Source organism: Rhodobium gokarnense (genome assembly GCF_025961475.1).
Taxonomy (GTDB): Bacteria; Pseudomonadota; Alphaproteobacteria; order Rhizobiales; family Rhodobiaceae; genus Rhodobium; species Rhodobium gokarnense.
In genome coordinates, this window is the sequence record NZ_JAOQNS010000010.1 from 1 (window position 1) to 22905 (window position 22905).

16 protein-coding genes, 1 tRNA gene and 1 pseudogene are annotated in these 22905 nt (G+C 55.2%); 13 read left to right on the forward strand and 5 right to left on the reverse strand.

Going from position 1 to position 22905, the window contains the following annotated elements:
• Window positions 1–264: 264 nt before the first annotated feature.
• From M2319_RS16365 to M2319_RS16380, 4 genes are all read left to right on the forward strand, one after another.
• Window positions 265–834, forward strand: a complete 570-nt coding sequence (locus tag M2319_RS16365; RefSeq protein ID WP_264602538.1) for an O-acetyl-ADP-ribose deacetylase — start codon at window positions 265–267, stop codon at window positions 832–834.
• 316 nt (window positions 835–1150) lie between these two features.
• Entirely contained in the window at window positions 1151–1426 is a 276-nt protein-coding gene (locus M2319_RS16370) for a hypothetical protein (protein ID WP_264602539.1), read from the forward strand.
• Complete coding sequence (locus M2319_RS16375) at window positions 1423–1890, forward strand: hypothetical protein (protein WP_264602540.1); 468 nt, start codon at window positions 1423–1425, stop codon at window positions 1888–1890. The genes M2319_RS16370 and M2319_RS16375 overlap by 4 nt, the downstream gene beginning before the upstream one ends.
• 620 nt (window positions 1891–2510) lie before the next feature.
• Window positions 2511–2587 (forward strand) — tRNA-Met (locus M2319_RS16380).
• Between the two features lie 604 nt (window positions 2588–3191).
• Here the strand turns inward: M2319_RS16380 and M2319_RS16385 are convergent.
• Window positions 3192–4208: pseudogene (locus tag M2319_RS16385) on the reverse strand (recombinase family protein); the annotation flags it as partial.
• A gap of 517 nt (window positions 4209–4725) precedes the next feature.
• Here M2319_RS16385 and M2319_RS16390 point away from each other — a divergent pair.
• From M2319_RS16390 to M2319_RS16410, 5 genes are all read left to right on the forward strand, one after another.
• Window positions 4726–5256 carry a hypothetical protein gene (locus M2319_RS16390; protein WP_264602541.1) on the forward strand — a complete coding sequence of 177 codons (531 nt, stop codon included), beginning with the start codon at window positions 4726–4728 and terminating at the stop codon, window positions 5254–5256.
• A gap of 672 nt (window positions 5257–5928) precedes the next feature.
• The gene (locus M2319_RS16395) at window positions 5929–10545 is read left to right on the forward strand and encodes a hypothetical protein (protein WP_264602542.1); all 4617 of its coding nucleotides are present in this window, start codon (window positions 5929–5931) and stop codon (window positions 10543–10545) included.
• Window positions 10546–10970: 425 nt separating this feature from the next.
• Window positions 10971–13040: an ATP-dependent nuclease gene (locus tag M2319_RS16400; protein WP_264602543.1), complete on the forward strand. Its 2070-nt coding sequence runs from the start codon at window positions 10971–10973 to the stop codon at window positions 13038–13040.
• Entirely contained in the window at window positions 13022–15094 is a 2073-nt protein-coding gene (locus M2319_RS16405; protein ID WP_264602544.1) for a UvrD-helicase domain-containing protein, read from the forward strand. Before M2319_RS16400 ends, M2319_RS16405 begins: the two co-directional genes overlap by 19 nt.
• A 333-nt stretch (window positions 15095–15427) precedes the next feature.
• Complete coding sequence (locus tag M2319_RS16410) at window positions 15428–15838, forward strand: hypothetical protein (protein WP_264602545.1); 411 nt, start codon at window positions 15428–15430, stop codon at window positions 15836–15838.
• Here M2319_RS16410 and M2319_RS16415 read toward each other — a convergent pair.
• Both M2319_RS16415 and M2319_RS16420 read right to left on the reverse strand, forming a co-directional pair.
• Window positions 15822–15971, reverse strand: a complete 150-nt coding sequence (locus tag M2319_RS16415; protein WP_264602546.1) for a hypothetical protein — start codon at window positions 15969–15971, stop codon at window positions 15822–15824. The genes M2319_RS16410 and M2319_RS16415 overlap by 17 nt on opposite strands.
• 5 nt (window positions 15972–15976) lie before the next feature.
• Entirely contained in the window at window positions 15977–17143 is a 1167-nt protein-coding gene (locus M2319_RS16420) for a Fic family protein (RefSeq protein WP_264602547.1), read from the reverse strand.
• A gap of 548 nt (window positions 17144–17691) precedes the next feature.
• Between M2319_RS16420 and M2319_RS16425 the strand changes: the two genes are divergently transcribed.
• Window positions 17692–18183, forward strand: a complete 492-nt coding sequence (locus M2319_RS16425; protein ID WP_264602548.1) for a helix-turn-helix domain-containing protein — start codon at window positions 17692–17694, stop codon at window positions 18181–18183.
• A gap of 92 nt (window positions 18184–18275) precedes the next feature.
• Window positions 18276–18935, forward strand: coding sequence for an Abi family protein (locus M2319_RS16430; RefSeq protein WP_264602549.1), 660 nt, complete (start codon window positions 18276–18278; stop codon window positions 18933–18935).
• 37 nt (window positions 18936–18972) lie between these two features.
• Here M2319_RS16430 and M2319_RS16435 read toward each other — a convergent pair whose 3' ends face one another.
• Complete coding sequence (locus M2319_RS16435) at window positions 18973–19530, reverse strand: recombinase family protein (RefSeq protein WP_264602550.1); 558 nt, start codon at window positions 19528–19530, stop codon at window positions 18973–18975.
• 267 nt (window positions 19531–19797) lie between these two features.
• On the opposite strand from M2319_RS16435, the gene M2319_RS16440 reads away from it, so the two are divergent.
• Both M2319_RS16440 and M2319_RS16445 read left to right on the forward strand, forming a co-directional pair.
• Window positions 19798–20622 (forward strand): hypothetical protein, encoded by an 825-nt coding sequence (locus M2319_RS16440; RefSeq protein WP_264602551.1) that lies wholly within the window; start codon window positions 19798–19800, stop codon window positions 20620–20622.
• 17 nt (window positions 20623–20639) lie between these two features.
• Complete coding sequence (locus M2319_RS16445; protein ID WP_264602552.1) at window positions 20640–21032, forward strand: hypothetical protein; 393 nt, start codon at window positions 20640–20642, stop codon at window positions 21030–21032.
• A gap of 21 nt (window positions 21033–21053) precedes the next feature.
• Here M2319_RS16445 and M2319_RS16450 read toward each other — a convergent pair whose 3' ends face one another.
• Window positions 21054–22733: a type IV secretory system conjugative DNA transfer family protein gene (locus M2319_RS16450; protein ID WP_264602553.1), complete on the reverse strand. Its 1680-nt coding sequence runs from the start codon at window positions 22731–22733 to the stop codon at window positions 21054–21056.
• Window positions 22734–22905 lie beyond the last annotated feature (172 nt).

The window sequence follows — 22905 nt, forward strand, 5'->3', positions numbered from 1 at the left end:
CCACCAGGCGATCGGAAACATCCCCCCAAAGGCCTTCGCCGATCAAAAGAAAACCGAAAACCCATCACCGAATTCGTGAACTTGCACAATTGCGAACGAGCGAAGCGAGTGCGGCAATCCAGGGCCACGCGTTCCGAATATGTTGTTCTGGATCGCCGCGTCGGCCTCACGGCCTCCTCGCGATGACGGCATTCATCTGGTGGCTTGCGATTCCGGCGGGTCGGGTGTGAGGCTATGGGAGCACCGGCAGGAAAGGAACACGCGATGCGCGACGGCCTGACGATTGAACGATCGGGCGTGCGGCTGGAGGTCCTCGTCGCCGACATCACCACGCTTGAGGTGGACACCATCGTAAACGCGGCCAATGAGAGCCTGCTCGGCGGCGGTGGGGTCGACGGGGCGATCCACCGGGCGGCGGGGCCGGAGCTTCTCGCCGAATGCCGCACGCTTGGCGGCTGCCCGACGGGCGAGGCGCGGCTCACTGGCGGCTATCGCCTGCCGGCCCGCCACGTCATCCACACGGTCGGTCCGGTCTGGCGCGGCGGCGGCAGTGGCGAGCCCGATCTCCTCGCCGGCGCCTACCGCAATTCGCTCATGCTTGCCGAGGAGGCGGGCGCTTTGAGCGTTGCCTTCCCGGCGATCTCCACCGGCGTCTACGGCTTTCCGGCCGACCATGCGGCGCGCATTGCCGCGGCGACGGTGGCCGGCCATGTGGACGCCGGAACCGCTGCGCTGGAACGCATCGTCTTTTGCTGTTTTTCGCCGGAAAGCGCCGCCCATCACGTCGCGGCGCTGGAGGCGTTGCCGGGACGGACAGCGCGCCGGGACGGCTGAGGGCCATGATCGGCAGACGTTGATTGCCGCCCGCCGGACGGCGCCTGACCGGCGGCCTGGCCGGCGTCTCGTCGGTTCTCCCGATGTCTTCGGCCAGGAGCGTTCCATCTCTACTCGGAAACACCCTGGCCTGGCGGTCCGGTGCTGCCTCCCGACATCGCGCGGCAAGGTATCCGGAAGAGATTGTCCTGGACTTCAACTTAAAGATGCTGTACTTCTGATCAATCAATAATAGTAAAAAACATGACGGCTACTTTAGATGGCTGTCGGGGGAGGAGACTTCACGATGACGTCACGGAAACCCAAGAGCATCTCGATGGAGCAACTGGGCGAACGCGCCAAGGAAGCGGTCGCCAAAGCGCTTGCCGGTCAGAGTGCGCTCACCGTCAAGGATCTGGAATTCGGCTTCCTGCCCGATCCTGGCATCGTCGGTTTCATCATTCGCGACGACGCCTTGGGCAAGGCGCGCGCGGCCGATTTGTCGAAGCTGGCAAGCGGCGTCGTGTCGGGCCTCGGCGATCTGGCCGGCGGCGCGGAGCCGGTCGTGCTGTTGCGCGACCGCGGCGGCACGATGGGGTATTTCCCGGTTTGACCGACGCGCGCGGCGCGGCGAAACCGGAACAGGCGACCATCGCCGTCGAATATGCCTGTCCCAGCACGCAGCCGGATGTTTCCGGCGCGCGCGTGCTCGGGATCGTCGAAGAGCAGGACGGCAGCCCGCACCTGACCTATCTTGCAGGCCACCGTCCTGTCGACGAGGCCGTCCTGAAGCTTGCAGAGCCGATGCGTCCCACCGAGGTGTTCCGGTTTGCCGGGACATGCATGAGTTCGCAATGCCGCCATTTCGACGGTGCGGACTGTCAGTTGGCGAGCCGGATTGCGTCTCGGTTGACCGAAGTCGTCTCGTCGCTGCCGGCCTGCACCATTCGCAAGACCTGTCGCTGGCACGCCCAGGAAGGACCCGATGTCTGCCTGCGCTGCCCGCAGGTGACGACGAATTTCGACCTGGAGGACGACGCGATGCGGGATTTGGCCGGAATGGACCCCGCGACGTGAGGAAGAGAGCGCCTGAACGCGATTTCCTGCGCCACGCCGGCGCGCGAGGCGAGCGCTTGGCTGCGGGCGGGTGATCGTTATCAACTAGCTGTGTCAGGATGCGGGCCAAGTCCGGGAGCCGGGCGTTGCCCGGCCTCGGCATGCGCTGTTGAGGCTGAGGGGTCGGTCGCGGGGAACGATCGTGGGCTCGCTTGAGGGCTGCCTGCGCGCCCTCGGCCAAAGCACCATCGCATCTTTTCTCAACCACGCCGCATGCGTCAGGCCGTTGTTCTGCGCGATTTTTTGTCCGCCAAATTCCTCACATTTTGGGAACATGCCTTGGCAGGAAAACGCATCGTCCGGCGTCGGAACAAACGGCCGGCGTGGGAGGGCGCCTTCCTGTCGTTCGCCATGCGCCCACGACGGGGCAGCCATGCGGCCCGCCGGGGTCCGGTCCGGGTCCGGCCGGGATGCCGGCCCGGGTTCGCCGGAACGCCGGAAGGCCTTTCTTTTCCAATGACTTAAAGTTACGGCGCCGCAGTGCAGCATTTTATGACAGGAAAATGACGCGCGCCCCCTTACAATCGGCAAATCAATTTGCTACATGAGTGTCCCGCGGCGCCGAAAGGGCGCCGCTTTGGCGCGGGGTGGAGCAGTCCGGTAGCTCGTCAGGCTCATAACCTGAAGGTCGCAGGTTCAAATCCTGCCCCCGCAACCAACTTAACTTGCTGTATTTCCGAGTTCGTTTTTTGGTCAACGAAGTCAGAGGGTTGAACACCAACCTCCGGGCGTTTTCCGTGGGCGATCTGCAGGATTCCTGCGAGATCACCATGCAGGTCAACGACCAGGGCACTTTTGTCCTCGTTGGGGCTTAGGACAATCTTGTCGACCAGCCTGCGAATGATCTGGGCCGACTCAGCCCTGTGTTTGGGATCATTCAAAGACTCGATCAGCTTTTGCACCTCGACATGATATCGATGCGCCATGTTCGGGTGGATCAGGACAGGCGCTTCCTCGGTCTTGTCCAGAAGGGCCTTTAGCTCATCCTGACGCACGGACAGCGCATTCAATCGATCCTTGACCAACGATGGGCTGACGCCATCGGCAATGGCATCCAGCATCTTGTCGATTTCGCGCTTGTTCCGTTCAAACTCGCTTTGATACCCGGTCAGTGCCGCATTGTGTTCCATGCGCAGACGGTTCAGATGGGCCGTGTACTCGTTGCAGAATTCACGGCAAAGCTCCGGGTTCATCAGCCGACCGCGCAGAGCGCCGATGACCATCTCTTCGAGCCTGTCGGCCTTGATGGTCAGGCGATTGTCGCAGGTGCCTTTGTTACGGCACGTCGAGCAACCGAGATGCGTGGCCGATACCTTCGAGAATCCACCGCCGCAACACCCGCATTTCACCAGTCCGGAGAGCAGGCCTTTCGGGCGCTGGTTTTTCCAAAACCCTTCCTTGCTGTGTTCCAGCGAGTGCTGGTGGGCTTTCACACGATCCCAAAGCTCCTGCTCAACGATGCGCAGCTCCGGCAACTCCACCGTGACCCATTCGCTTTCCGGATTCGGGAACGACTCCCTTTTTCCCGTGTCCGGGTTCTTCTTGTATCGCTGACGGTTCCAGACCTGGCGTCCGATGTAGAGTTCGTTGTTGAGGATGCCGCTCCCGCGTTTACGGTTGCCGTTAATGGTAGACTGTCCCCATGCCGCACCGCGCGGCCCGGGAACGCCTTCCTTATTCAGATCGAACGCGATTTTCTTCGGCGATTTTCCGTTCGCGTAATCGAGGAAGATGCGGTTGACGATTGCCGCTTCGTCCGGATTGACCTTGCGCTCTCCCCGAATGGGTTCGCCGTTCTTGTCGAGCTTGCGCACGGCGTCATACCCATAGGACTTGCCGCCGGCGCTTCTGCCGGAAAGCGCGACGCCCTTAAGGCCGCGATGCGTTTTCTTCGCCAGATTGTCGATATAGACCGCGCTGAATGTTCCGTTCATGCCGACATGAAGCTCGGTGATCTCGCCTTCCGTTAGCGTGATCAGCTTCATGTCCGCATGTTTGATGCGTTTATAGATGTGGGCGATATCTTCCTGGTCGCGACTGAGGCGATCCAGCGCCTCCGTCAGAACGATATCGAATTTGCGGTCGCGAATGCCGACAAGCAATTCCTGAAGGCCGGCACGCAGCATTGTCGTTCCGGAAATCGCCCGGTCGGAATAGCTATGAGCAATCTGCCAGCCTTCGGCATCGGCTCGCTCTCGGCAAATGCGAAGCTGATCCTCAATCGAGCGGTCATTCTGCAAATCCGTTGAATAGCGGGCGTAGCTGGCAACTTTAATCATCTTAATTCCCCTTCCTATCTTTGGAATGATAGGGAATCTGACCGGTCATGAGGAACGTTTTGTAATCTTTTTCCGCAGCTATCCTCGCAACGTACGGACGAGCGCGATTTCATGGGGAGTCGGTCTTGGAGTGGGCTCCGGATGCCCAACGGAGGCTCCGGGCCTGTCTTCATCGCGCTTTGTCATTGTCGTTCCGTGCTCTTTCCTTTCCTGTTTTGCTGATTAGAACAAAACAGGAACATAATAGGATTATGGTCCTAGTATTTGCAAGTTTTATTTTGCCCAGCGCGGGGTTCTATTTTCTGTAATCTTGTGAAAGGCAGCCTTTGGCATCAAGAATGCTCTACAAGCAAAAGCCTGGAGCAGGGCATAGGACACAGCCCTATATGTTTGAATTCAAAGTCGGAATTTTGGCCGAACGATGCCACGAAAAGCGAAAACCAAGCACCGGGCCCGCCCCCTCTACCATTCGGCAAAAATCAGCGCATACCGCTTCCGGAAGATATTATGGCATTTCGTGCGCGACCATTCCGCGACCGAAACGGCGCGCCAGACCGGCCTCAGCCTGAACAGCGTCCATGCGATCTTCCGGAAAATCCGGGTCTATTTCTATGAGGCGGGCTTGTTCACGGACTTCTACGGCGGCCAGGACCCGCTCGCCTATGAGAGTGACAATCCGCTGCTGGAATTCCAACTCCTGGAGTTTTACCTCAAACGGCACCGGACGAAGATGGGGCTGCGGTCGCCGACGACCGAGCCGCCCTATCATTTCGCGGAAAGCTGCTGGCGGTACGACTTCCACGTCATGATGAAGGAACGCCGCTCCGAGCAGGTCTATGACATGATGCTCGCCCACCTGGTCGAGATCATCCGCATCTGCGGCCCGGTCGGCCGGAAGCCGGAGAACAGGGCCCTGGGCCTGCGGGCGGTCATGCGGCAGATGGATGGGCGCATCCTCTGGTTGGAAAGGAACGCACCCGGCTTCCGTCAGGACCACCGGCGCGCAGCCCTGAGAGAAATCCGGGCTATCTCATCGGATGGAGAGTAGCGGGCCTGGGACGAGCGCTGGGCCGACGCTGCAAAAGCTCGTGGCAACACCTGGCCCGAAATTGAACCGACATGAACACGTGGCAAAGGTCATAGCGAGCCCTTCGGACTGAACGCAAGATGTGTGCGGTATGACACCGCACCATCTTGGCAAGGGAGACGCTGCGCTCTCCCGTTGCATCCCTCTCGCCCTTGGCGCTTGCTCGGCATTGAGCCTCGCCGCGCCAATCAGCCGTATCGTCGGTTGACCACTCGCAGGAGATTTCGATCTCCCTGCACCCATCGACCAAAGGGCCTTCGCACCCCTGTGGAACCCCGACTCTCCCGAGGGGCCAACCGTTCGCCGATTGGATGCCGTCAGCGCATCGGCGCTGAACCCGACCAAGGGCGTTTCGCCGCCCCTGGACCCACGAGCAGGGCTTGGAGATTTGCCTCTCCACCTGCACCGAAACCATGCTCAGTCAACTGTCGGATTTATCCCCACGGCAGCCCCTTGGCGCGGGTCAACGGGTTTCCCGCATTTGCGGGAGCCCTTACTGATAACCCTTGCCATCCGGTCCTACCAATGAGCCGGACCAACCTTGAACTCAAAAATTACTGAAACATTGCGCTATGGAAACTGAAGACGATTTTTCTGTAACTCCTGAAAACCAGACTGTTGTAGCGTAGGACAATGAATCCCGTAGATAAGAAACACTCCGATATTTTGAGGAGCGCGCTGCTCGCACTTCATCACTCCGGCCATAACGGATTTGAGGGGTTACTCGGCATAGTTCTGGGCGAGGTCACAGGGCAGTCATTTCGTCTCGCCAAGTCCGGCTCGCAACGCGGGCGTGATGGCGACAGTGCCTTTGATGGCGGTGCGACTTACTTCGAAGGCAAGCGGTACAAGCAAAGCCCGAAGCCGGCTGAGATCACGGCTAAGCTCTTCGACCTTTTGAGTGACGACGCAGGACAAGTAGACCTTTGGGTACTTGGTGCAACCTGTGAGATCGCAGCGCAGACTGCGACGGACATGCGCCGTGTCTGTGAGAGCCAGGGTATAGGCTCGGTCCTTTTAGACTGGAATGAAAATGACCTTGGCCCGCTTCTGGTGGCAATAGCCAAAACGGGTCAAAAGGCGAAAGACTTCATCAGCAAAAATCTCAATGGCAAAGCAAAGCCAGCCCTAATCAAGAATGCGCGTAGCGCGATTGACCATTTTGCAAAACATCCCGATCTGCCAGCTCGACTGGAATCGCTTCACAGCGCCTTATCAGCCGAGGAAGCAGGACTAGGTTATGCGCGAAAGCGCAATCGCGAATGGATGACTTCCATCCTCTCGAACCGGGTCTCTGCACGCGCTCACTTTGGCCAACCACTTGCACCGAGAGATAACTCAGGGCTCACAGCAATAGCGCGACCAATCGAGGGCAAGCTAGCTGGAGCCTTCAAAGGAACTCCTGAAGCGGAGATATACGCCGTCATCGGTGAAGAGGGAGTCGGGAAATCGTGGTTAGCAGCATCTACCTGGCTTGCCAGCGACCCAGCATCAGTTTTTCTCTTGATTCCCGCAGAAGACCTGCTCGCACCAGAAGTTGTCAGCAGTTTTGAGACATACCTTATCGACAAGCTGGTACAGCAAACGGGAGGGCGTGTCTCTCCACGGGCATCTGAGCGATGGAGCCGGCGAATCAAAGGATGGCGCGCCAACCCAAGACCTCACAATGTGCGCGTCACCATGGTTATCGACGGGCTCAATCAGTCCCTTAGGAACGACTGGTCAAGACGGCTGGATTATGCAGCATCAGAGCTTGCGAAGATCGGCGGCTGTCTCGTCATCACAACAAGAACAGCGCATTGGAAACACCTCAAAAACACGCTTGCTAGCAAGGTTGCCGAGGTCCGAGTGGGCCAATGGACCGTAGCAGAAGTGCAAGCCATTCTTCGTAGCCGAAGTATCGATTCAGGCGAGGTAAAGCCTGATGTTCTCGAATCACTTCGTAACCCGAGGATACTTGGTATCGCCGTGGATCTTCTCTCGAAGAAGGATGTCGAAACGATCGAGCAGCTTAGTGTTGGCCGTCTTATGTTTGAGCATATGCGCAAAGCTCAAACGACGGGTGCTGCACCAATGTCTGGCGCTCAGTTCGCCGAACTCCTGAAGGAGCTTGCGAACGAAACTTTGGCACGTGCGCAAAGGCAGCAGACTGATGATCTTCGTTTATTTGAGGAGAAGAACCATCAGGGCCTGCAAGACGCAGCGTCTTGCCGCTTCTTTGAGCCAGTGAAAGGCAATCTGCAATATGAGATTAAAAACGAGGGCCTCAATCTTGGGCTTGCGCTTTCTCTGATCGACGCCCTTGAAAAGGAACTGAGGAACGGGCGTAATCCCAAAGATCGCCTCGCTCGTATTTTGGAGCCAGTAAGTGCCCTCGATGAAGCCGCGAGCGTCGTCTTCCTGGCAATCCAAATCGCATGCCTGGATGATGAAGCGAGCCCGGAAGTCAGGGAAGCCCTGATCGAGCATTTCGTATCGTTGCAAAACTTGCCCATCAGCGAGGCCGAAGCCTTCGCTGTTTTGGCGCGAACAGCAGCGTCGTCTTTTCTTGCCGCGGCTGAGAGCGTGCACACCAGCAGCTCCCACGTCCCCAATGCCGATTGGCTACTTTATTCGCTTCTCAAGCATCGGGACCATCCCCAGGTTTGGGCAGAAATATCCACTGCTGTGCGGCGCTGGCTAGCCCTCTATTCACTTGCCCCCGAGCGAATGATGTTCAAATCGCAGGGGCGTGACTCTGATGCGGACGTGAGTGAGGAGCGCGCCAAGCGTCAGGATGTCCTCGACAAGAAGTCCGCGTCTTTGACAGGGGTTGAGAGGAAATACATCAAAGAAAATCTTGTTGAGACAGATTACTGGCGCTTCGAAACGCTGCAACGTCTGGCCTTCTTTCTGCTTGCGGGTAAGCCGTTGGAAGGATTTGCTTGTGACCTAATAAAATGGAGCCTCTCAGATGCTCTCGGACCCGCCATACACGCCCCTGACAAAGAGTTTCGGCAGCTAATTCGCTTCAATCGCGTAGACTGGAAGGAGACGCGGGCAGCGCTTATCAAGGAGCTGAAGGTTTTCGAGGGCGACAATTCTTTGGCCGTTGGTAAATGGGCGATCGTTGAGATTCTGCGCGGAACCGGTGCGGTGGAGGATGCAAGGGAGGCCGAAGACCTCGCCGAATGGCTCACGCGTGATCGAGAGAAGTTCGAAGGATGGTCGCGTATTGAGGACTATTGCGCAGTCGATCCATGCGATCCAGGCACGAATAAGCCTGACAATGTCGACGAGACTGCAAAGCAGTACCGCGAGATCGATGCATCCAAACTTGCAACCCACATGGGCCAAGGAGAGCAAGATCATTTCTTTAACATGGCGCGAGCGGGGGTAGTGCGGTTTCATCTTGACGATGCGGTCGTCCCACATCGCGGGTTGGCAGACGATTTTTTAAAGAGAACGGGTTTCGCCAAAAGGCAAGCCGCCCTCACGCTGCTTGAACATAGCTCTGCGCTAACGCAGCAGCAGGCGCGCGATATTCTGAAGGTAGGACAAGAGACTGAGGCGAAACTCGACAAAGATAACCGTGACGGTCGGGATGAATGGCTTACTGCTCAATATTGTATCTATGCCGCAATCGCCCATCTCACCGCAGACGAGCAGCTCGGGGCCATCGCTGGCATAAATAGTAACAACGTTCTCTTGGACATTCTCGACGCTCTGCTTCCGGCATCAAAAGAAACGACCGAGCGCGTGCTGGAACGTGTTCTGCAGTCAACAGACAGCAACAAGCAAATCTCGGCACTTGCTGCGATCGGATATTCCCGTCCCGACCTCTCGCCGCGCTCTCGTGCGATCATCGGAGAATTTCTTAACTCGGGCGATGCAAGCGTGCGCACTCAGGCCTTAGGAGCCGCTGCGGCTGGTGGCGATGACACCCTGCTGAAGCTGGTCGTTGCGAGTGGATGGGATGCACGTCCGCTCCGAACAGGTGAGCAGACGTTTGAGCGGTGGTATGGCTCTTCTGCGATTCTTGAAGCTGCGAAATCGGGGCTTATCCCTCTTGATGAAGCACTCGATCGGATGGACCTTCATCACTATGGGTTTGCTGCGCAGGCGCTAGGTCAAGCTGCGGCCAAAGAGATCGCAAAGCGTGTTGAAGCAGCGCTTATCAACGCGATTGGCTACACGCAGGGTCCCGATATGCCAGAAATGGTTACATCAACGCCAGATGCTGCGAGTTCGAGCCCGCCTATGATCTCGCTGAGTGATCCACCTCCGAGCCAAGATATTGCAGATAGGCTCGATCGCTTGGGTGAGACGAGTGAGCAGTTTGATGCACGGCAAGATCGCCTTGCCCAGTCGTTCGATCGGTTCACAAAAGATCTGACATCGGCTGATGCGAGGCTTGTTCTTTCAGACCTTACCCTGGGTGGGATGAAGGCGCTCATTGAGGCTGATGAAGAAGCGGGAAAGCGTTGGATTACCATACTAAGCAGTGCCAAGGATGCTCAGTTGTGCCACGTCCACCATGTTGCAACGCAAGTCGCGGTTTCCCTACCAGCCGGAGACAACGCCAGGAAACTGCTCGCCCGGCTTGAAGCTATCAGTCCCTCGATCAACCGCGTGGCGGGCATAGCGAAGGTTCCCGCACATTCACTTGCCCTATGGGGCAAAGCGGACGTTCCCGGTATCAAAGAAATCTGTAAGCACCGTCTTATCACGCGTCGTGATGATGGCCAGATCGCGCTGGAGGTTCTTGCCGCAAGTCTGAGTGGGAAGTCTGCGCTTGTTGAGGAGACAATCGACGGCCTGCTCGCATCCGGACAGCCCGCCGATACATGTTTGGCGCTTACGCTTTCTGGCTTTTGTGATGAAAGTGCCAATGCAAGCAGAGTTCTCGCACGCTTCGAAAAGGCGCAGGGCTATATCGGGATCGCCCACAAGGCTGCCAGTGGAGCCTACCAACGCAATTTGTGGGCACGGAAATGGTATGAGCAAATGAAAGGCGCCAAAACGGCGTTGGTGTTCTGGCGGGCCTCTGTTCTATTTAATAAGATCGTCGACGGGCGCTTCGATATCTGGTCGAAAGATGCAGGACCAGAGACGAATGTCTTCCGCGCGTTCCTTCCCACGGTGTTGCGGTCAATCGACCGCCGTGCCGAAAAGTGGCAAAAAAAGCGCAAAGACTATCTGTTCGGAGATAAGTCGCCTGCGGACTTTTTCCTCCCTGAAGTAGCGTTCGCGGATAGCGCCACCGACTGAGTGAAGGGATCGTTGCAAGTCGCGACCTACAGCTGGCCGTACCAAGTCCCCTTGCACGCGCCGTGTTGGGCGATGTGATTGGCGGCGACCGATGGCGCTGTGAATAGCACCAAGGCCCGGGCCATTTCATGGAAACCAGGAAGGGAGCTTTCGCGCTGCCCTTTCCTTGGAACCATCCCATCGACCAAAGTCGCTTCACCGCCCTTGGAACCACGAGCAGGACCCGGAGAATTCCCTCTCCATCATGCGCCTGCGCCATGGCTAAAGAATGGGCTTGTCGGGCCAATGCGCAGACGAGGAGCCGACGACCTGTGGGCGCTACTAAAAGGAGCAACAACCCTTTGCGCCGCTGACTCCATGGTGCTAATCTCAATTAAATCACATGTATTCAGACGCTTCGGCGAATAATAAACCGCCATAGACACATGCATATTGAGCAGATAAAAATTGAGAATTTTCGGTTACTGCAGGAATGCTGCATAGATATGCGGCAAAAAACGACTTTGCTTGTAGGAAAAAACAATACTGGCAAGACATCATTCGCTGTGTTGTTGGACAAATTCCTGGAAAAACCGGACACGTTTTCATTCACTGATTTTCCACTTAGCCTACGCGAAGCCATCTTCAAAATAGACGCCGATACGAACGTCGAAGACCTTGCGATAAGAATGGTTCTTCGCATTGCCTACACTGAAGCAGATGACCTGGGAATTCTCTCCGAATTCATGCTCGACCTCGATCCAGATCGGCGACACACGAGCATTCTCTTCGAATGCACCATCGATAAGAAAAAGCTTGTTCGCGTTCTCCCGGAAGACGAAAAAGAACGCAAGAAGTTCATCGAAAACAACCTTTCAGGAAAATTTCTCGACGTAAGAGTTTATGCATTTGATGATTTCGGGCACGTCGGTGAGCAAGCGTATTACATGTCTCATCGTAGTCAGCTGGAGGAAAAGGAGCGTACCAGCCTTCACGCGCTCATAAATCTTCAAGTTATCCACGCCCGCAGGAACGTTGCGAGCTCAGAGGATGCCGGGCGTGGTTCAAAGCCACTTTCTGCGATATCGACCAAGTTCTTTCGAAAGCGAGATGTTGAGGCAGATGCCGACGATGAGAACGAAGAGGACGCCAGCGCAGATAAGCCCGGGGCTGGAAGCATTGAAAAGCTGAGATCGATTTTGGCTGAGATCGACGCGCAGCTAGGTGAGCAGTATGCTGAGGTTTTCGGGAGTTTTTTGAGAAATTCACGCGACTTTCTAGACCTTGGCGACTTGAAAGTCGTCTCCAATATCCAGTCGCAGTCTCTTATCGAAAATTCCTCTCAAGTCATATACGGCGACGCAGATAACTTCCTTCCCGAGCATTACAGCGGTCTTGGCTATCTGAATATCCTTTATCTCCTTCTGCAAATCGAACTATGTCGTGACGACTTTTCAAGACGAAATGCGCCATTAAATCTCTTATTGATTGAGGAGCCCGAGGCGCATACCCATCCACAGATGCAGTATGTGTTTGCAGACAAAATCCACGGCCTTATATCTGCAATACCTAGCCTACAGGCCCTCATCACCACGCATTCCTCTCATATCGTATCGAAATCCGACTTCGAGGACATACGTTATCTATCAAGATCATCTGCTTCAGGGCCGGTCTCTATCAAGAATTTTCACACTGACCTCTGCAGGGAATACGATAAGCTTGGCGCAGACGGAAAGTCACTATTCAAATTCTTGAAGCAATATCTCACCATAAATTCGGCAGAGCTGTTTTTTGCTAATAAGGCAATTTTTATCGAGGGTACAACTGAACGCATCCTCCTCCCATTGTTTATTGAAATGCACGATAAAAAGAATAAAGAGGCCGCCGAGACAGGGGGCCTTTCCTCTCAGAACATCTCCGTGCTGGAGGTCGGTGCGAACGCGCGAGCGTTTGCGCCATTCCTTGAGTTCATTGGTGTCCGTACTCTTATCATCACAGATATCGACACGACCAAGGCCGTACCCAATGAAAAAAACGGTAAGCCGAGCTATCAAGCACACAAGGTCGAAGGCTCCACGCACACCTCGAATGAGACTCTCAAACACTTCCTTTCGGCTCCGGCGATTGAGAATGCCGACGAGCACCAGGATTGGCACAAGCGTCTTCTGAGCGGCAAAGCTGCATCCAATGACGGGAAAATCAAGCTTGTCTACCAAACGGAAGAGAGTGGCTATCACGCAAGAAGTTTCGAGGATGCTTTCATTGCGAAGAATTTCGAAAAGATAAAAATTAAAAGAGCGGACTTAGATGGGCTAAAGAATGTGCACGAATTAGATAGCTTTGATGGGGATGACTATTACGCTCTGACGGAAAGAATTCTCAGCAAGAAATCTGATTTCGCCGGGTCGATTCTATATGCGGAGCTAGTTGAGCGCAAAGACGACGAAACGCAAGAATATATCTGGGAAGCACCCGAATATATAATGGATGGTCTGAAATGGATTCACCGAAATTGAATCCGGTAGATCGGATTGCGGAACTCGTTCTCGGAGGTGAGAGCTTTCTCCTTCAAGGCGGCGCGGGGAGCGGCAAAACTGAGAGCCTAAAAAGGGTTGTCCAGAAAGTGCTCTCCGTCGACCAAAAGCTCAAAATTGCATGCATAACCCATACGAACAAAGCTGCCGACGAGATTGCCGACCGCATTTCGGCTGACATAAAAGTCTCAACCATCCACTCGTTTCTGGGCGAGATTATCTCGCCATTCAAACGGAACATTCAGCATGTTTTTCCGACCCTGTTCGAGCTCCCCCTTTTTGTTGGCTTGGGAGATGAGCACTATGGCGGAGACGAAAAGCTCAGAAAATCTGAAGAACACAGGCGCTATAAGAAGGCTTACGGAAAATTGGAGAACCGCCGCCAAACTGTCCTTGGCGAATTAACCCCGAAGGTAACCGGGAAGCGCGAATACGATAAGGAACCGGGTGCGTACATCACCCAGATGAACGAATTGATCTGTGAGCTGAATCAAGAAATCCGCGCAAAATTGACAGCCCGAAATCCTGATGAATTCGTCTACAACGAAACGAAATTCGACAATTTCAACGAGCCGTCATTTGGGCATGACGGCTTAATCGCAATCGCCTGCAAGATGCTCGACGAGTTCCCAATATTGGGGAAAATTGTCTCGGATCGGCATGACTGTATATTCATTGATGAATATCAGGATACGAACGCGGACGTTATCCGCGTTTTGCTCCGCTGCCTATCCAAGCCATCTCGAACAATCATTGGTTTGTTTGGGGATTCGGAGCAGGCAATTTACTCAGATGGCATAGGTAGCGCTCAAGAGTACATCGACGCAAAGGAAATCATTCTTGTAGAGAAAGACGACAATTACCGCTGCTCCCAGCAGGTCATAACCTTTGCCAATCAATTTCGCACAGACGGATTGAAGCAAGAGGTAGCGCTCAAAACGCTCGATGACGGCACGATTGAAAGCCGTGAGAGCCGAGACGGTAGCGTAAAACTGCTGTATGACTTCGCGCCAGAGAAAGTAGACACGGGCGATAAACCACTAGATCGGAAAGCTAATGCCGCGCTGTTCCGTGAAGCGCTCGATGCTCTCGTTGAAAGGGTCAGTCAAGATTTTCCAGGCTACGTCCAGCTAAAGCTCACAAACAAATCGATTGCCAATGATGTGGGTTTTGGACGACTCTATCAGATATTTGACAATCGATACTCGGAGCCCCGAGAACGAATGCGCAAAACGCTTGATCGATTGCAGCTTGATGAAATAGTCGATTTGACGACATTGCATCAGAGCTTGCCTGGGGACAGGCGCTCATACAATCGCTTGATCACCACGCTTCGAAAGCGGGGCTTTTCCATTTCTTCGGTCTCTGACAAAGCTAAGCTTGACGAGATGCTACGTTCATTCACTGCCGAAGACCTTTCCGCTTACAAAGCAGTGGAATTCGCAGCAAAAGCTGGGTTGATAAGAATTTCGGAAAGCCACGCAGCCTTTTTAGCTCGCCGCAACGATCTGTTGGCACGTCTTAAGGACGATCCCGTATTCGCGGCTTTTGAAGCGCTTCACGCCAGTGGCTACCGAACCAAAGCGCAGATGCTCAAGGAACTTGGAGCCGCACCTAGAGAGAGCCTCAATGCGGATTTGGTCGAATCCGAATACGAGGACAGAGCCAACGAACTCAAGCAAAAGATATTCTTCACCGCATTATTTGCGGACGAACTTCCATTTAACGAAGTTTTGTCATTCTATGACTACGAGGAAAATGATGGCGGCTTCGCAACGATGCATAAAACGAAAGGAACTGGGATAGATAATGTGCTTCTAGTAATAGACGAATACGGATGGACTACGGAATACGACTTTGTAAATTGTTTTACAGCTGATCCCCCCGATACGAAAAGGGACGTTGCGTCGCGGAAACTTTTATACGTGGCCGCTTCCAGAACGAAAAAGAACTTGGTTTGCGTTAGATTGATGAACGATCAGGCCGAGATGGAGCGCATATCTCCATATTTTCCAGAGGCCGTTCAAGTGCATTGACGATTCATTGTTGGTCGCACCCTGCGGGTCGGGCTGTCGTGAACCGAGCCTACTTCATGGTCTCGGCCGTCCGGCTTCCATCCCTCGCGCATCTGACCGGACAGCCAGTCGGCTGAAATTCCTTGTTCTTCAGGGCCTGCGGCCCCGTGCCATCAAGGCTGACCCCTCCGCATTCGCTCCGGGCAAAAACGGCCGGACCGTGTAGTCGCCCTGGCGGGCTCCGGCCCGCACCAGTCCCGGCCGTTTTTGGCCTGTGACGGCTCTCCCTCGCTCATTGCCGCGTGGCTAGCCGGTTTGCAGCAGCAAACCGAATAACCATGAAAGGACGATGAGATGTCCCGCAACGATGCCTACCCCACCTGCGCCGAGAGGCTGGAAGAACACTACCGCAGCCGAATGGCCGATCTCTGCCGCCTGTGGCGGAATGAATGCGACGGTATGGAAGACGACGAAGAAACCCTGGCCGACTATGGCCTGTGCTTCGACTATGTTGCCCCGAACACCTTCGAGGACCAGCCGGAGGGTTATTTCCGCTACCAGCTGTCCTGGGGCGGTCCGTCCGATGAATTCCGGTTCTACGTCAATCCCGATTTCACCGTCCACCGTATCGAATATTGGTTCCTCGACTGGTTCGACGGTACCTCGCGCCACCCCGATCCGGAAGACGGCCGTTTGCTGACGGACCTCTGGGAATGGTTCCGGGAGTGCGGCGCGGTCGAGGCAGCATTCAGGGAACGGTCTTGAGCGCCCGCGAGAGTGTCAGGGGCGAGACGCCCAGCCGGGCGGTCATGCCGGTGAGCATCGCCGCGCTCGAACGTCTCCAGCAGATCACTCGTTCGATGAATGAAAAGCAGAATGGGGGGGCGATGAACTTCATCCTCCTCATCCCCTCCCGTACCACGTCCCTTTTCCCGTTCCGTGCTGAGCCAGGTGATTGGACGACACCAAATCCTTCAGGTGTTTCTTGATGGTGTTGCGGTTGGCGCCGGTCAGCTTGACGATCTGGCCGATGGTCAGTCGGCCGTGATCCCTGGCCAGTTCGAGGATTTGCACCGACAGAGCGGGAAGCGTTCCGATCACGATCCGCTCGCGCTCGATCTTCGCTTCCAGCTTTTGTTTCTGCTGCTGTAAGGCCCGCAGGAAATACAGAACCCACGGCTCCCATTCCGGCGCGTCGCCGCGGATGGTGCCCTGGGTGCGGCGGAGCGCCATGTAGTAGCTTTCTTTGCTCTGCTCAATCACGCTTTCCAGGGAACTGTTGGGCACATAGGCATAGCCACAACGCAACAGCAGCAGCGTCGTCAAAACCCGCGACAGCCTGCCATTGCCATCCTGAAAGGGATGGATAGCCAGGAACACGACGGTAAAGATGGCAATCACCAACAGGGGATGGGTCGTTCGCTCGTCCAGAGCGGCCCGGGTCCATTCGACCAGTTCCGCCATCATGCGCGGCGTTTCAAACGGCGAGGCCGTTTCGAACACGACGCCGATTTCCTTCCCTTCGGCGTCGAACGCGCTGACATGGTTCGGATTGGTCTTGTAATGCCCCCGGTGCCGCTCGTCCTTGGCGCTGTGAGCCAGCAAGTCCCGATGAAGCTGCTTGATGTGGTTCTCGGTGATGTCGATGGCGTCGGCATGTGCAAAAACCGTCTCCATCACATCCGCATAGCCTGCGACTTCCTGTTCGTCGCGGGTCTCGAACTTCTGGATTTCCAGGTTGGAAAGCAGGCGCTCCACCTCGCGGTCGCTCAGCTTGCTGCCTTCGATCCGTGTCGATGACCCAATGCTTTCAATGGTAGCAACACGGCGCAGCGCGGACAGGCGTTCCGGCGCCAGCGTGCCCAGCGCTTTCCACGCGCCCTTGAATTCGTCGATCTCGGCAATGAGGGAGAGGATTTGCGGGGTGATTGTCAGGGTGTCGGGATCGAATCTCATACCTGAAAATATATCCAAAAACACCCGTAAATGCCAATATTTTCGGCGAAGTACCCGAATAGATATCCAAAACAGCCCAAAAACAGGGCTTGCCGCACCGTCCTTATTGTTCATTCAACGGCGTATCGGGGAAGCCGGGAGGCTTCGCCTCCTCTCTCCCCGCAAGGAAAACAGGCCTCCGGCCCACGACACGGACCGTGGCTCGGTCGCGTAATACGAAGCTGCGATGATCGCGGCTCAGATTTTGAATTTCCACAGGAGAGAGTCTGAATCCTTGAGGCGAATGGATTCGGAGGTTCGAGATGGCGGAGCGATTGCTTTGCGTGAAGATTTTAAATGGTTGCCATTTGCGGTGGTTGGCAAGGCGACAAAGGACTCGGCGAAAAGCCATCGACTTGTTGTCGTTAGCTGAGATTTATAACGGCGGTGCGAGTTCGGGTGTTAGGTGTGGAAATTGACAACCCTACCAATAGGGAAGAATTTTTCCTGACCTAAGGTCGAAAAATGACCACAGAAGGACCGTGGACCTAATAGCGCTATTCGGAGAACCAGATCAATAAGCTGTAGTCAGGTGGGTTCGCCATTTTCCTCACCCAGACGGCGTACAGATATTGTATTGCCCGCTGGAACTCCTTTATTCTCAGTGGAAAGGAGTTTTCATCATGTCCGACCAAGAAAAAACGGCTGAAGTAGTCAAATTTCCCAAATCATCGGAAAAGGGAAAATCATCGACTGAGAAAATTTGGGGAAAGCCGGTCTATTCTCACGGCTATGCCGGTATCCCCTCGATTCTGATCCAAGCGCAAAGGCGGCTTGGGATCAATCCGACGCAAATGAATATCATTGTGCAGTTGCTGGATTATTGGTTTGAGCCCAGCCGGCGGCCGTTTCCGTCCAAAAAGGAACTTGCTGAACGCATGGCCGTAACGCCAAAGACGATTCAGAACAATGTTCGTGCGTTGGAACAGGCCGGCCTAATCAAGCGCGAAATCCGTCGTACAGCCGCAGGCGATTTCAACAGCAACATATATCATCTCGACGGTCTAGTTGAGCGGGTTCAGAAGCTGGAACCGGAATTTGCAGCGGACAAAAAGAGGCGCAAGGCTGCGAAGGCGGCACTGGAAACACCTAAAGGTAAGCTAGGAAAGGCTTAGATAAAAAATTTACCCCGGCCGCGTGCCAGAGGCAGAGACGGTACCGGGGCTTACTCTTACAGGATAGGTGAGGTAGGGAAAAAAGTCAACTTATGGAGAAGTTCGAACCACATAAGGGCTTAGAAGAGGCCCTCTCAACCGAGCGTTTCAGCCGCTATCTGGCTTGGTCGGATGGTGACCGTGCGCGGGCTATCGAACTTTATACCCTGAACACAAAGTTATCGGAAGCGCTTTATGTTCCCTTGCAAATGCTGGAAGTGGCGCTGCGAAACCGTATTCATACCGTCATGTCCGAGGCTTTTCACGAGAGGTGGTTTCAAGACGACGGCTGTTTACTGGGCGATCGTCAGCCCGAACAACTCCAAAAAGCCTTGACCGATATCGCCGAACAGGGAAAAGAAGGAACATCAGGACAGATCGTGGCTGAACTCACCTTCGGGTTTTGGACTGGGATGCTAGGCGCAAACTACGAACAGCTTTGGCAACAGAACCTTCACAAAATTGCCCGCAAGCCCGATGGAAAGGGCCTGAGACGGAAAGATTTGTCTGGTCCATTGACGCCCATTCGAGTCATTCGGAATCGCACGGCGCATCATGAGCCGATCATCGCTTGGAATCTTCCAAAGCACTACTCGAATATCGTTGAAATAACCGGATGGCTCTCCCCACCTGCCGCCGCATGGTGCAGTGAGCATTGTCGTTTTGATGAAGTTCATCCTCCCGATCGAATCGTCCTCGTTATGGATAACTGAACTAAAGCGATGCAAATCGTTTCTACGTCCACTGTGGCTAAAGAACACCTTCAAGTGCTCGCACCACAGTGCCTGGTGAGACCTTAAACGTCGCAGCCAAAGCCGTGACCGTCCGCGAACCATCCGCAAAATGCTTGCGCGCAAATGCGACCTGTTCATCGCTCAACTTCCTCGGCCGTCCGATATGCTTTCCGCGCCTGCGGGCGGCTGCCATGCCCGCTTTGGTGCGTTCACTGATCTGCTCCCGCTCGAACTCGGCGAACAGGGCAAGCTGGCCGTAGACCATCCGGCCGATGGCGGTCGTGGTGTCGATGCCCTGGGTGACCGAGATGAACCCCACGCCACGCTTGCGTAGTTCGTCGAGGAGCAAAAGGAGGTGAACGGTTGACCGCCCCAGCCGGTCGATCTTCCAGACCACCAGCGTGTCGCCGTCTTTCAAGTCGGCCAGAAGCTCCGTCAGCCCTTTCCGGTCGGCAACAGCGCCCGAGACGCCGTGATCGCCGTAGATGACGCTGCACCCGGCCTGGTGCAGAGCGTCGATCTGGAGGGCTTCCGTTTGTTCATGGTCGCTGACCCGGACATATCCGATCTTCATGCGGACAATCTGGCGCAGGGGGATGCCGGGGGCAAACGAAAACAGGCGTGTGAATTCAGGGGGATAGGGGATTGGCAGGCCATGCGGAGGATGCCCCCGAAAGGGGTCCCTTTTGCATGGCGCGGTTTCCCTTGGTTTGAGGGCGATGGGACCCCGTTGAATCATTGAAACGCGGCCGGATCAAGTCTAATTTCCGTATTCCCGCAATAACGACAAAAGGGACCCCTTTCTAAACACCTTTCTTTCTCCCGATTATTTTCGATTCCATTGATCGGCCTTGCCGTCGTCTTCGGCATTGCTTCACAGGCGCTGGCCGATGACGGCATAAAATGGGAAAAGATACTCGACATCCCGAAGGGACAGGGCGCCCCGGACGGCGTCCGCCTCGACCTTCTCGGCATCGAGATCGGCGACCGGTTCGAGGACGCCAAGGCCAAGCTGGAACGCATCGTCGCCGACCTGCCGGACGGTGCCTACGGCAATATCCGCGTCCATACCACCCGCTTCAAGCTTCCCACCGGCGGCGGCAGCTTCGTCGAGACCAGCTATCCCAGCATGATCGCGGCGCAGATTCACCGCTTTCCGGAGCACCGGACCGAAGAGATCAACGTCTATATGAGCGCCCCGTCCTCGGGGGCGCAGGTCTACGGCATCCTTCGGGCCATCAGCTATCTCGACAAGACTGTGGAACCGAAAATCTCCGAGCTGCTGCCGCGCCTGCGGGAGAAGTTCGGGACCGATCCGCTCACGCCCTACAACAATCACGGCTCCAACAGCTATTTCTACGTCTTTGACGACGGCGCGCCGGTGAAGCTCTCCGACAACGACATCCTGTTGACCGGCTGCGGCTACATCAAGCCGCAGATGGCCTTCACCGAGCGGGATATCGAGGCAATCAACCGCAAGGGCAACTGCGATATCGCCCTCAGGGTTCATGTGGATTACGGGCTGTCCGACGACCACGCCCGGACGCTCGCCTTCTCCCTGTTCGACGCCGCTCGATCCAAGGCCAACCATCAGGCGGATTTCAAATTCTTCGACGACTACGTCAACCGGCTGCGCCAATCGGGCGGCCAAGGCCCCAAGCTGTGAGCGGGAGGACAGACGCCATGACGATCCGCCACCATCCGTTCGCCATCGTCCTCCTGATCGCCGCCTCGCTGGGGCTTGCCGGATGCTCCGGCGAGCCCGGCGAGGACGATATCCGCGATGCCATCAAGCGCGACCCTGGAACCCGTGCCGGGCTGGAACTCCTGTTCGGCGGTGTGCAGGGGGTTGCCCGCAGGCGCGGCCAGGCCACCAGCGGCGTCACCGCGCAGGAATTCCTGGACAAGGCCATCATCGAGAAATCCGGCTGCAAGGAGGCCCAGGGCCAGCCCGGCTATGTCTGCGACTTCCGCATGGGCAACGGCACCGGCAAGGGACCCGTCAATATGAGCCCGCCGATCAAGGGCCGGTTTTTCGAGACCAATGACGGCTGGACCTACCAGGAAATGCGCTGAGGCGCATTTCCTCCCATTGCTTTATGTTTGCTGGTGTCGGACTTTCGCCAGATCAACGCCGAGGGATTTGAGGCGCGGATCGGCGTACCAGACGATGCGCCCGGCATTGATCGGATTGGCGTTTTCCAACAGCAGAATCTGCCGGTCCTTGGATAGCCGCATCAACTCATCGGGATAGGCCAGGCTGCGCTGCGCCTCGGACCGGGTTTTGGTGGTGGTCTCGGTGCTTGATCCCCCTTTCATGGCGGAGGTAACTGCGTTTGATATCGCCGTGCTGAGCGACAGGATCGTGGTGACCCCGCAGAGCTTGGAGACGTAACCGGCCGTCTTCTCGTCGCGGGAGCCCAGATACTGGATCGCCCCGGCATTGGCGATGAATGTCTGCCAGCCGCTGGTGCCGTAGATGCGCTCCAGCTGCGAGAAGTCCTGCACGATGCCCCAGAGCTGCATCCCGAACCCCGCCATCAGGGAGTATGCCTGTTCTACCATCCTTAGCTGGCCTAGTGCGGACATTTCGTCCAGCATAAATAGAAGAGGTTTGGCGGGGTGTGCGCTGATATTTCGCGCATTCACTGTGATAGCTTGCTGAATCAAAAGACGCAGCCAACGTCCAAATGTGTCTAATCTGTCAGCTGGAAGTATTAGATAGACTGTAATAGGCCTTTCTTTTAGCTCTTCGAACTGGAAGTCCGATGACATGAGGTTTCTTTTAATGTGAGGGCTTTCCAAAAAATGTGTATGCGATTGAGCGACCGCAAGAACGCTCGAAAAAAGTCGTTCGTCCTTCTGCAGGCTTCGTTCCCCGGTGCTGCAAACAATTGGTACCTTTGAATTGCTCATTATTACAAATAGATTATTTAATTCTTCACTGCCCAAAGTAAGAAGTTCACGCACACGACCCAAATGACGATTGTTCTTTTCCGCCGGAGACGTCGCTACGTACAGAATTAGACCCATTAGCAGGGCCTTAGCTTCCTCGTCCCAAAATTTATCTGATCCTGTGCTTGGCAGCACAAGCGCATCGGCAAGTAACATGGCATTCTCAGCCAAATCGTCTTTATCCGCCTGTAGCCATTCAAGAGGATTAAAGCAAGCTTGATATTGATCTAAAGCCTTGGGCAATATTCTCCACGGATCAATCAAGAAAACATCCTGCCCCATCTTAATTCTTTGTATGGCAGTTATCAAAGCGTTCTCGCCTTTGGGGTCAATAACGATAGTTGATCCGGAATAGGTCAATAGGTTTGGAATAATAGCACTCACCCCTTTTCCTGCTCTTGTCGGTGCTATCGTTAATAAATGGCGGTCACCTCCATAATAGATAGTCTTTCGTGTTTCGCCGACCTTTTTTGCTTCTTGCTTTGGTAGTTCAAATTCTCCCAGTAGAAATCCATTCGGAACAAAATATCCGCCTTCATCAAGATGGTCGTAATTTGCCCACTCAGATGAGCCAAAGGTAGTTAGTTTGGGAACCCTTGGAATTCCAAAAAGCCAAATCCAGGCCCCTGCTAATCCGACCCAAAACCCAACGACGGCCGATATCGTGGATACGCCTATGCCACTTCCAGGCACCAAAACGATATAAAGAACCGAAAGAGCCAACACAGCCAGTGCAATGTCGATGGTTCTGCGAGCGAGAAAGAGAATCAAAACAGGGAGAAAACCGACTAGCAGCCCTCCAAATAATGTCAGAAGAAACATGCCTAGCTGGCTTAACTGTATCTCAGCGACTGATCCAAAACGAGAAAAATGCGATCCGCTTGCTCGGCTCAACAGGTAGACTGGAATTGTACCAGCGAAAAATACGATCAAACCCCGAAACCAACCAGCCCGTAAAAGGGCATTAAATCTGGTTTTGCGGGGAGTCGACCTA